Genomic DNA, 12,791 nt, shown 5'->3' on the forward strand with positions numbered 1-12,791 from the left:
AAAATGATAACTGAACAACTGACCATTTCAATAAATAATCCTATTATGTCCAACCACAAGGTATATGGACAAGCGTTATTACCCGGCCTTGCTTATATAGATTTGATCTACCAAGTATTCCAAGAACATGGTTATGCATATCAAGAGCTTGAATTGAAAAACCTGACCATTTTTTACCCTTTGATCGCAGACGAATCGTATGACATTGCTTTGACCATTCACGTGTCTGAAAGCAAGAAAGGGAAATGGTCCATCATCATCGACGGACAAAAACAGCGTGGTGAGTCGCTATCGGACAAAAGACAATATGTGACGGCTGACATGCATCGTAAAGAGCGAACTGCTTTTGCCGAATCAATAGACCTTAATCAGTGGAAACATACAGCTGACAGGATTCTGAATTTGGCTGAAATATATGAACAATGCTGCTCTCAACAATTAGTGCATACTGGCATGATGAAAGCGGAAGGGCAGATTTTTGAAACCAAAGAAGGTGCTTTGATAGATTTATCAGTCGGACAGGAAGCGTTGCTTCATTCTGAAGCGTTTCTGTTTCATCCGACTCTCATTGACGGCAGCGGCATAGGTTCAAGCTGCCTGCTCTCAGATCAAACGATGTATTTGCCATTGTGTTATGAATCGTTTTCAGCTTCGGAACGATTGCAAAAAGGATGTACAGCCCGGATACTTTCTTCATCTGTGCGCCAGAAGAAAGAACTCACATATATGACGATTGAATATTTTAATTCATCAGGACAAAAAGTGGCCGAGCTGAAACAGTTTGCAGGCAAGTCTGTACGGGATGCGGCAGTCTTTCCTTCTGCAAAAGAAAGTCAAGAAGAAAGACAAGCTGTCTCTCAAAACCCTGGTCAGGACTATACCGCAATTGAAACGTATTTGCGTCAATTGCTTGCTGAACAGCTTGAAAGGCCGGCAGAACAAATGGATATCCATGCCGGATACTATGAGCTTGGGCTGGATTCACCATCTTTGCTTAATGTGGTTCAGGAGATAGGGGCTAAGATTGGAGCGGACCTCTCTCCAACACTGCTGTTTGAATATACAACGATTGCAGAACTAGCTGCGCATCTTGCTGATTACTATTCAATTGGAGAGGCGGGCGATATAGTCCGCCAGTCTCCTGTACCAATGCAGGATTCTTCAGCAGCCGCTATCTCTTCACGAGAAATCGGGGAGGATATTGCGATTATCGGAATGGCAGGCCGTTATCCTAAGGCAAAAAACATACAGGAATTTTGGGAACATCTTAAGGCAGGTACCGACTGCATCACAGAGATCCCCAACTCGCGCTGGGAATGGAAGGAAAACAATGGGCTGGATTCACCTTCAGGCAAGCCATTCTCGAAATGGGGCGGGTTTATCGAGGATGCTGATTGCTTTGATCCTCAATTTTTCAGGATCTCACCCCGTGAAGCGGAAACCATGGACCCTCAGGAACGCTTATTTTTAGAGACGTGCTGGGAAGCTATTGAAGATGCGGGGTATACACCAGAAACAATTGCTTCACAGCAGGGAGAAAATAAAAGGCAGCATGTCGGCGTATTTGCCGGTGTTATGCATAAGGACTACTCCCTTATAGGAGCGGAGGCTCTATCAGAACACAATCCATTTCCTTTATCGCTGAATTATGCGCAAATTGCCAACAGGGTCTCTTACTATTGTAATTTCCACGGCCCAAGCATGGCGGTGGACACGGTCTGCTCTTCTTCATTAACTGCGGTTCATCTGGCTATAGAGAGCATCCGGAATGGAGAATGCGAGGCCGCGCTTGCAGGAGGCGTCAATTTATCACTGCATCCGGCCAAATATATCAGCTACGGCAGTGTGGGGATGCATTCGAGTGACGGCTATTGCCATACATTCGGCAAAGGCGGGGACGGCTACGTATCTGGAGAAGGTGTCGGAACAGTATTGTTAAAGCCGCTCCGAAAAGCTGAACAGGACGGTGACCGGATTTATGCTGTCATCAAAGGCAGTGTCATTAATCACGTAGGAAAAGTAAGCGGAATTACAGTTCCGAGCCCTGTCGCTCAAGCTGATGTTATCGAAGCGTGTTTAGAGAAAACGGGAATTGATCCACGCACCATCAGCTATGTTGAAGCCCATGGCACTGGAACCTCATTAGGGGATCCGATTGAAATACAAGGATTGGTGAAGGCTTTCAGCCGCAATACACAAGACAAGCAATTCTGCTCAATCGGTTCTGTGAAATCAAACATTGGCCATGCCGAATCTGCAGCCGGCATCAGCGGCTTAACAAAGACTGTCCTGCAGCTGCATCATAAAACATTGGTGCCATCATTACACTCAGAAGAGCTGAATCCATATTTGCAGCTCGATCAAACCCCGTTTTTTGTCCAGCATGAAACGAAAAAATGGGAGCAGCCTTCAATGGCAGAAAACGGGATGGACGTCACATATCCCCGCCGCGCCGGTTTAAGTTCGTTTGGGGCCTCAGGGTCCAATGCGCATCTTATTTTGGAGGAGTATATTCCGGCAGAGAGCTTTTCAGAGCCGGTTTTATCGAAAAATGAAGAAGTAATGATTCCATTGTCCGCGAGAAACAAAGACCGTCTGCAGGCTTACGCTGTTAAACTCCTTGCTTTTCTGAGCGAGGACGTCAATCTTGTAGCGTTAGCTTATACATTACAGACGGGCCGGGTGGAAATGGAGGAGCGGGCAGCCTTCATCGTGAAGGACATAAAGGATTTAACTGCTAAGCTTCGGGCGTTTACAAATGGTGAAGAAGAGATCGATGGTTGCTGGACTGGGCAAGCCATGGAGGATCAGGAGGCTGCAGAACCAACATCAACAAACAGCGAGTTGAAGAAAATGGCGGAATCATGGGTTCAAGGAAAGCGGGTCATCTGGGACGGCTTATACGGCGATCGCAAGCCGCTTAAAATCAGCGTTCCGACCTACCCGTTTGCTAAGGAGCGCTACTGGATACCGGCTCCTGAAACGAAAACCAGCACTGTGAATCATACCTTACATCCGCTTGTGCACCGCAATACGTCAGACTTTACTGAGCAGCGCTTTAGCTCTGTTTTTACAGGTAAGGAATTTTTCCTTTCTGATCATGTTGTGCAGGGACAGAAAATCTTGCCGGGTGTTGCCTATTTAGAAATAGCAAGAGAAGCAGCGGAAAAAGCTGCGGGCGATCTGGAAGATGAACAAAGAGTTGTGTCGCTTAAAGACATCGTCTGGGTCCGTCCTATCACGATAGGAAGTGAACCAAAAGAAATACATATTGGCCTTTATCCTGAAGATAACGGGGACATTTCCTTTGACATTTACAGCATTTCTGAAACTAAAGAAGAAACCCCAATGGTACACAGTCAAGGCCGTGCAGTCATTTCAGCTGAAGCGGACACCCCAGTTTTAGACCTTGCATCAATCCAGACAGAATGCAGTCTGGACACAGTAACGTCAGAACAATGCTATACGGCGTTTCGAAAGATTGGGCTTGACTATGGCGAGGGCTATCAAGGGATAGAAAAAGTGCTTGTCGGACAAGATCAATTGCTTGCCAAAATCTCATTGCCCGATTCTCTAAAAGACGGTAAGCAGCAATTTACGCTTCACCCGAGTTTGATGGATTCCGCCTTCCACTCCACAGTCGGTTTTATCGTTAGCTCAGTCAATGCTGACAGACAAGCTCATCAGCTTTCTCTCCCGTTTGCATTGCAGGAGCTTGACATTTTCAGCCCGTGTCCAGAAGAGATATGGTCTTATATTCGATACAGTTCAGATAGCAAAGCGGAGGACAAAGTCAGAAAATATGATATTGATTTATGCGATGAGAACGGGAACGTTTGTGTTCGAATGAAGGGTGCTTCGATGCGAGCACTTGATGGAGAGCAGGCCAAGCCTCAAACAGCAGCTGATTCCCCGCTGACAGGGCATACGATGATGATCCCTGCCTGGGAACCGGTTTCTCCAGATAAGGAGGGCGATGCTTCGTTTATCGGTACGCGTGCTGTTTTATGCGGCGGTACTGAAGGTGAACGGGCATTAATAAAGCAGCATTATCCTCAGGTTTCCTTTATCGATTTTCGGCCTGCAGATGACATTGATGCAATAGCAGACAAACTGCAACTGTACGGCAGCATTGACCATGTATTGTGGATTGCTCCGTCATACTCGGAGAATATGTTTAGTGAGGGACAAGAAGAGGCTGTTATTCAGGCGTTTAAGCTTGTGAAGGCATGTCTTCAATTAGGCTATGGTGAGAAACAGCTAGAATGGTCTCTTGTGACCGTCCAAGCGCAGCCGGTTACGCAACATGAGGCAGTACAACCCGCTCATGCAAGCATTCACGGACTCGCCGGCACAATCGCTAAGGAATATCCGCATTGGATAATCCGTCTTCTTGATCTTGAAGAAGGCTGCACATGGCCGGTAAAACAAATGTTTACCCTTCCTGCTGATCGTCTCGGCAATGCTTGGGCCTATCGGAATCAGCAATGGCATCAGCAGCAATTGATCCCATATCGGCACTCACCGTCAAATGACACGCTATATCGAAAAGGCGGAGTCTATGTGGTCATCGGAGGCGCTGGGTACATCGGGGCGGCATGGAGTGAGTACATGATCCGCCGCTATCAGGCGCAAATCGTTTGGATTGGACGCAGTCAAATCAATGATGCCATCAAGGCAAAAGTAGACCGTCTTTCCGCTCTTGGCCCTGAGCCTTACTATATTGCTGCCGATGCAGCGGATATGAATTCATTGCAGCAGGCTTATGATCAAGTGAAAAAGCGTTATCCTCACATTCACGGGATCGTTCACTCTGCCATGGTTTTATCTGAACAAAGCCTGGAAAAAATGACGCTGGAAGAATGTAGAGCCGGACTGGCGGCCAAGGTGGATGTCAGTGTTCAAACGGCCCAAGTGTTCCGTCAGGAGAATTTGGATTTTGTTTTATTTTTCTCTTCGCTTGTAGCCCATATCAAAAATGTGAAACAAAGCCATTATGCCTCTGGCTGCGCATTTGCAGATGCTTTTGCTCACCGTCTTTCCCAAAGCTGGGCTTGCCCTGTAAAAGTCATGAACTGGGGATATTGGGGGAACAGTGAAGCGGCTGAGGATGAACAATATGTACAGCTCATGAATCAAATTGGCTTAGGCTTAATTAAGCCTGCGGAAGGCATGAAGGCGCTGGAAGCACTGCTTTCTGGGCCAGTCAGCCAAACGGCTTTCATTCATACGACAAAACCTGTCGCAGTCGAAGGCGTGAATCAGAATGAATTCATCACCCTTTATCCCGAGCACCCTTCAGCTAACGCTGAAAGCCTGAAGGAGCGCCTGCCGAAAACAGGACAATTACAAAGAGTCACACATGAAGAGCTGGACGATCTTCTTTACAGGTTGTTGTTAGGGCAGCTGCAAACGGCCGGACTGTTTGATGGTCATAGATTATCAGTTGAACGCCTTCAACAATACAAGACTCGTGAATTTTATGAAAAATGGCTTCAGCAAAGCAGTGAATTCCTTCTGCAGCATGATTATCTTAAGAAACATGGAGATTCATTGGTGAGGAAGGATCAAGCAGAGGATATTGGGCTCCTTTGGCAAGAATGGAATGCGAAAAAAGAAAAGTGGCTCAATGACAGCAATACAAAGGCGATGGTTGTTTTAGCAGAGACCATGCTGAAAGGATTACCGGATATTTTGACAGGAAAAGTGCCTGCCACGGATATCATGTTCCCGCATTCCTCGATGGAATTGGTGGAAGGCATTTATAAGCATAACCAAGTGGCAGACTATTTTAATAAAGTGCTTGCCGATACGTTAATCGCTTACGTGGATGAACGGCTGAAGCACGATCCTGAGGCATCGATTCGCATTATGGAAATAGGCGCAGGCACAGGCGGCACGAGTGCCGGAATCTTTCAAAAACTGAAAGCCTATCAAAACCATATCAAAGAATACTGTTATACAGATCTGTCGAAAGCATTTTTGCTGCATGCTGAAAAGGAATATGGGGCGGAAAATCCGTACCTGACGTATCAGCTTTTTGACGTGGAAAAACCAATTGACCAGCAGGAAATCGAGGCTGGCGGCTATGATGTCGTCATTGCCGCTAATGTCCTTCACGCGACAAAAAATATCCGTCAAACCCTGCGGCATACAAAAGCAGTGATGAAAAACAACGGAATGCTGCTGCTGAATGAAATGGCGGGAAACAGCCTGTTCCCCCACATCACCTTTGGTCTCTTGGAAGGCTGGTGGCTGTATGAAGATCCTGCAGTGCGGATTCCCGGCTGTCCAGGCTTATATCCTAACAGCTGGAAAGAGGCACTAGAAAGCGAAGGCTTTGAATCTGTCTTCTTCCCGGCCGAAGCTGTCCATGATCTCAGTCACCAAATTGTCGCAGCCTCAAGCAATGGGCTGGTTCGCCGTATGATGATGGAAAGTGTGATCGTGCCAGAGAAAGATATGTCTCAGACATCATTTAACGAGCCAGCCAATACACAAAACATAGCTTCGGAGAAAGCGGGACAATCCAATACTGATGCTCTTAGAGAAAAAAGCACAGAATATATGAAAAAACTAATCGGAGAAACATTGAAAATTCCTGCAAGCAAAATTGAGTCATCTGAACCGCTTGAAAAGTACGGTATCGATTCTATCGTCGTTGTCCAGCTGACGAATACATTGCGTAAAGAATTAGACCATGTAAGCAGCACTTTATTTTTCGAGTACCAGACCATCGACGCGTTAGTAGAACATTTAATCAAAACAAAAACAGAAGCACTGATGAAACTGACAGGTCTTGACCGTCAAGTTCACCAACAGCCACCGGCCGCAAGCGAGAATGAATCTTCACAGAAGTCTGGACACGCCGTTAAAAGATCGCAGCGCTATCGCAAGCTTGGCTTCAGCAGGGAGAAAGAAACGCCAACACACGCTCTTGACAGCCGTGACGTTGCCATTATTGGCATATCCGGACGTTATCCTCAGGCGGAGACAGCAGAAGACTTTTGGAATAACCTAAAAGAAGGAAGAAACTGTATTGAGGAAATTCCGAAAGAACGCTGGGATTGGAGAGCCTATTACGATAAAGAAAAAGGAAAAGAAGGGTCGATTTATACGAAATGGGGCGGGTTTATCAAGGATATGGACAAGTTTGATCCATTATTCTTTCAGATTTCTCCGCTCGAAGCAGAAAGAATGGACCCTCAGGAGCGATTATTTCTGCAAACCGCTTATGCAAGTATTGAAGATGCGGGATACACGCCTGACACGCTCTGTACAAGCAGAAAAATCGGCGTCTTTGCCGGAGTCATGAACAAAAATTATCCGACCGGCTACGGCTATTGGTCTATCGCCAACAGAATATCCTATTTGCTGAATTTCCAAGGTCCGAGCCTTGCAGTCGATACTGCCTGCTCCTCTTCTCTGACAGCGATTCATTTAGCGCTGGAAAGCATTTATAGCGGATCAAGTGATTGCGCCATTGCCGGCGGTGTCAATGTAGTTGTCGACCCGGTCCATTATCAGAACTTATCTGTCATGAATATGCTCTCTACAAGTGATACATGTAAATCATTCGGCGATGATGCAGATGGATTTGTCGACGGTGAAGGCGTAGGAGCCATTGTGTTAAAGCCGCTGCAGCAAGCAATAGCAGACGGCGACCATATTTACGGGGTGATAAAGGCCAGTGCGATTAACAGCGGAGGAAAAACAAATGGATATACGGTTCCAAATCCTCATGCACAGGCACAGCTGATCAAAGAAGCGATTGAGCGCGCCAACATTCCTGCCCGGACCATCAGTTATCTGGAGGCGCACGGAACAGGCACCGCATTAGGAGATCCGATTGAGATAGCGGGATTAACAAAAGCATTTGAGGAAGATACGCAAGAAAAACAGTTTTGCGCGATTGGCTCCAGCAAATCAAATATCGGCCATTGTGAAAGTGCAGCCGGCATCGCCGGGCTGACAAAAATTCTTTTTCAGTTTAAATACGGCCAAATTGCGCCATCTTTGCATTCTCAGCGATTGAATCCAAACATTGAATTCAGCCATACTCCGTTTGTCGTTCAGCAGCATCTTGGTGAATGGAAACGCCCGGTGATTGACGGGCAAGAGGTGCCGAGACGTGCCGGATTGAGCAGTTTTGGCGCCGGAGGGTCCAATGCACATATGATTCTAGAAGAATATATTCCGAGAACAGAAGCGCAGACTCCTGAAGCTCATTCTCCTGCGTTGATTGTGCTGTCAGCGAAAAACAGGGAACGGCTGCAAGAAAAAGCGGAACAGCTGCTCACAGCCATTCAAGAAAAAAGGTACAGCGAAACAGATCTGATCAGGATCGCCTATACTTTGCAAACGGGCCGTGAAGCAATGGAGGAACGGCTGGGCTTTATAGCGGAATCATTAGAGGATCTTGAGAGAAAGCTGAACGATTTTATCGAAAACAAAGCAGACAGCCTGTACCTGGATCGCATCGATGACAACAAAAAAGCATTAGCCGTCTTATCAGCTGATGAAGATACGGAAAAAATCATAGAGGCATGGATGAGCAAAGGAAAATACACGAAACTGCTGGATCTTTGGGTGAAAGGCTTGTCTTTTGACTGGGGCAAGCTGTACGGAAGCCAAACGCCTGTCCGGATCAGTCTTCCGGCATATCCATTTGCAAAAGAACGTTACTGGGCACCAAGCCCGGCAAAGGCTCGGGCGCCTATAGAACAGAATCATGAACAGCAACCAGAAGAGCATTTCGAGGTTATGACTTTTCAAGAAGTGTGGAAAGAAGAGCCGGCAACTCTCACATCGAAACGTTTCAAAACGCTCATCTGTTTTCTGACGGATAGAGAAAAGCAAAACGCATTCGCTGCATCTGTGAAAAATGTTGATCAGGACACCAAGATCATTTTTATTTCACAGGGCGAGGTGTACAGCAAACAATCTCAAAACAGCTATCAGATTGTGCGGCAAGAACCCGTCACTTTTGAAAAAGCCTTCCAGAGCATTCAGGCGGAACATGGAGAGCCAGATGCAATCCTCTATATGTGGCCTGCGGAAGACGCGAGCTGTATAAAGGACCATTCCTGTATTGTCTATCTATTACAAAGTATGACTGCAGCAAAGCTTCACCCTTCACGGCTGCTGCTGGCAGGACGTTTTGAAAATGGTCTTGACCGGAGCTATCTGGAATCATGGATTGGCTTCGAACGTTCACTCGTGCTTGTCCTTCCACACACAAAAGTGACTGGGATCTTTCAGCCGGCAGATCAAGAATCGATGGAGGATTGGGCGCGAAAAATCTGGACGGAATTACAGGCTTCAACTGAACAAACCGTTTTGTATCAAAATGGGAAACGATGTGTGTGTCACATTGAACAGACCACGATACAACCGAACAACAGCAAATTGAAATTTGGCGGTACTTACCTAATGACAGGCGGTTTAGGAGGGCTCGGTTATTTATTCGCCAAGCATTTGGCTAAACACTATGCCGCAAACCTGATTTTGACAGGGAGGTCGCCTTTCAATGACGAAAAGCAAAAGAAATTAAAAGAATTAAAGGATCTAGGCGGCGAAGCCATGTATGCAGAAGCAGATGTTTCAGATCCTATCGCGATGGGAGACTGCGTAAAAAGAGGGAAAGATCGATTTGGTACCATCAATGGTGTTATTCATGCAGCCGGGATCGAAAGCGATTCTACTATTTTTGACAAAGAGATCGAAAGCTTCCGGCGCATCATTGAACCGAAAGTCAACGGCACGATAGCGCTTGATGAATGGCTTAAAAATGAAGCCCTTGATTTTATTTGTTATTTTTCTTCGTCTGCTGCTATTTTAGGAGATTTTGGCTGTTGTGATTATGCAATCGGGAATCGGTTCCAAATGGCTTATGCACAATACAGAAATGAGCTTCATAGCGGAAAAACGTTTGTCATCAACTGGCCTGTATGGAAGGATGGCGGAATGAAGATCGGTGATGAAGGAACAACCGATATGTACCTGAAATCAAGCGGTCAGCGCTTCTTAGAAGCCGATGAAGGCATCCGTCTATTTGAACACATCCTGTCTCAGCAGGATGCTCAGCATCTCGTGATCGCTGGCCAGTCCAGCCGGGTCAGCCGCTTTTTAGGAATGACTGAACCAGCTGTTCCGGAACCGGCCATTCAAGCACCTGCAGCACAAGAAAAAAGGGAAGAGATAAAAACGCTAAGCATTGAAAAGCGTTTAGAACACGATCTGAAAGAACATATTCACGCATTGCTTAAAATCTCAAAGGACAAGCTGAATTTGAACAAAAATTGGGCCGACTTCGGATTTGATTCGATCTATTTGGCTAAATTCTCGAATGTGCTATCAAAGCATTTCAACATCGAAGTGACACCGGCTTTATTTTTTGGCTATTCGACTTTACAAGAATTGATCGGCTTCTTCTTAACGGATCACAAAGAGCTGATCGAAGCACTTTACCGGGATGATGCATCTGAGGCACAAAAGCCCCCTGAAGCTGAAGTGGAAATTCCTGCAGCTCCCGTACCAGAAAGCAATCATAAGAGCGACAGGCAGTCTCACGCCGAGCCTATCGCCATTATCGGAATGAGTGGCAGGTTTCCTCAAGCTGACTCGATCCATGAGCTATGGGACAATCTGAAAAACGGCAAACATTGTATCTCTGACATCCCGAAAGAACGCCGCGACTGGGGTGGTGCTGACGGAGATCCAGAAAAAGCAGTCCCAAAATGGGGTGCATTTTTGAAGAACATAGACCGATTTGATCCACTGTTTTTTCAAATATCGCCTAAAGAAGCCGAAAGCATGGACCCGCGCCAGCGCATTTTTCTAGAGGAAGCATGGCACACGTTTGAAGACGCTGGCTATATGGGACATCGGATAAAAGGAAAATCCTGCGGTGTTTATGTAGGTGTGGAAGAAGGAGAATATGCGCATTTAACCGGGGATACGGATTACATTAATGGTACGCAAAACGCCACATTATCTGCGCGAATCGCATACGCATTAGATTTAAAAGGGCCTAATATGGCGTTGACAGCAGCATGTTCATCTGGACTTGTGGCGATTCATCAGGCGTGTTCAGCCCTGCGTCAAGGAGATTGTGAAATGGCTTTAGCCGGCGGCGTCAGCCTGAATATTTCTCAAATGTCTTTTGAAGCGCTGACAAGAGCTGAAATGCTTTCTCCAAATGGACAATGTAAAGTGTTTGACCAGGATGCCAATGGTCTGGTGCCAGGTGAAGCGGTAGCTGCTGTTCTCCTGAAACCATTATCAAAGGCCATTGAAGATAAAGATCACATTTATGGCTGCATAAAGGCCAGCGGTGTGAATTACGATGGCAAAACCAATGGCATTACTGCACCAAATCCTTTTAGCCAGGCAGAATTGATCGAAAACATTTATGAAAAAAATGAAATCAACCCACTCGATATTCAATATGTGATGGCGCACAGTACCGGCTCAAATCTTGGAGATCCGCTTGAGGTCCAAGCGTTAACGAGCGTGTTCAACAAATATACGAAGCAGAAGCAATTCTGCATGATCAGCTCGATTAAACCGTTAATCGGACACACATTTGCAGCGTCAGGGGTGGTTGCTTTAATCAGTATGCTGATGGCAATGAAAAACAAGACCATTCCGGCTACTCATCATTGTGAATCGGACAACCCGTATATTCAGTTTAAAGAAAGCCCGTTTGTGCTATGCAAAGAGAACCGTCCATGGATCAGGAAAAATCAGAAGCCGAGGATGGGAACAATCAGCACGACAGGAATCAGCGGCACCAATGCGCATGCAGTCATTGAAGAATACATCCCGGATGAGCAGCCGATCACACAACGGCATAAAGAGTCAGCTGAATCCCCGCAGGTCATCGTGCTTTCAGCCCAAAATGACGATCGGCTTCAGGATGCTGTCAGCAGCATGATTGCGTATCTAGACCAGAATCAAAACCTTTCTTTACCTGATGTTGCATATACACTTCAGGCGGGGAGAAAAGCCATGGAAGCAAGGCTCGCGATTGTTGTGAACAATCAGGAGCAATTGGTGCGAATATTGAAGGAATATGCGGAAGCAATGAAGAATGGTGGGGTATCAGGCCAACAGGCATCTCTTTATACAGGACATACGGAAGGGATGATAGAAGAACAGGATGAAGCAGTCCTGCAAATTCTCGCAAAAGAAAGAAATTTGGAAAACATTGCGGAATGTTGGGTGAAAGGATATCAGATTCCTTGGGAGCTCCTTCATGAAGGTGATGACGTTCGGATGCTCCCTTTACCTGGCTATCCATTTGCAAGGGAGCGGTATTGGGTTTCGTCAGGCAATCATCAATCAGAGGCCGCTAAACCGCATACACAAGACATGAAAAAAAAGGTTGACGAGCCTAATGGGGAAACGCACATGCAAAAGATCATTGTTCAATTTTTAGCACGAGAGTTGGGCATATCTGAGGATCGCATCAATTTCAAAAGAAACTTTCTGGATTATGGGATGGATTCAATTCTTGGCCGAAAATTGATGCGTCATATCGAAAAAACCACGCAGATGAAGATGACCGGCCGGGAAATCCTTGAATGTCAGACAGTCCAAACTCTATCCGCTCATTTGGCATTAAAAGCAGAAAGACAGAATCAAAGCGCGGCAGCACATCAAACAAAGGGCACGTATACAGACGAGCAAATCATCGGATTGATGCAAGGGGTGGCGCAAGGAAAATTGGATTTTAAGAGTGTGCAAAACATCATAGAAGGGAGTAAATCGTATGAATCATAAAGAAA

The 12,791-nt window shown here is 46.1% G+C and carries 1 protein-coding gene; it reads left to right on the top strand.

Going from position 1 to position 12,791, the window contains the following annotated elements; all coding sequences use genetic code 11:
- Positions 1-3 precede the first annotated feature (3 nt).
- Complete coding sequence (locus AC0C66_RS01315) at positions 4-12,786, top strand: SDR family NAD(P)-dependent oxidoreductase (protein ID WP_472973468.1); 12,783 nt, start codon at positions 4-6, stop codon at positions 12,784-12,786.
- The last annotated feature ends 5 nt before the right edge of the window (positions 12,787-12,791 follow it).

The sequence above is a fragment of the Bacillus sp. VA13 genome (assembly GCF_055710085.1).

Bases quoted from the DNA above. Each gene is read 5' to 3' on its own strand.
- AC0C66_RS01315 (WP_472973468.1), top strand. From the start codon at position 4: ATGATAACTGAACAACTGACCATTTCAATAAATAATCCTATTATGTCC.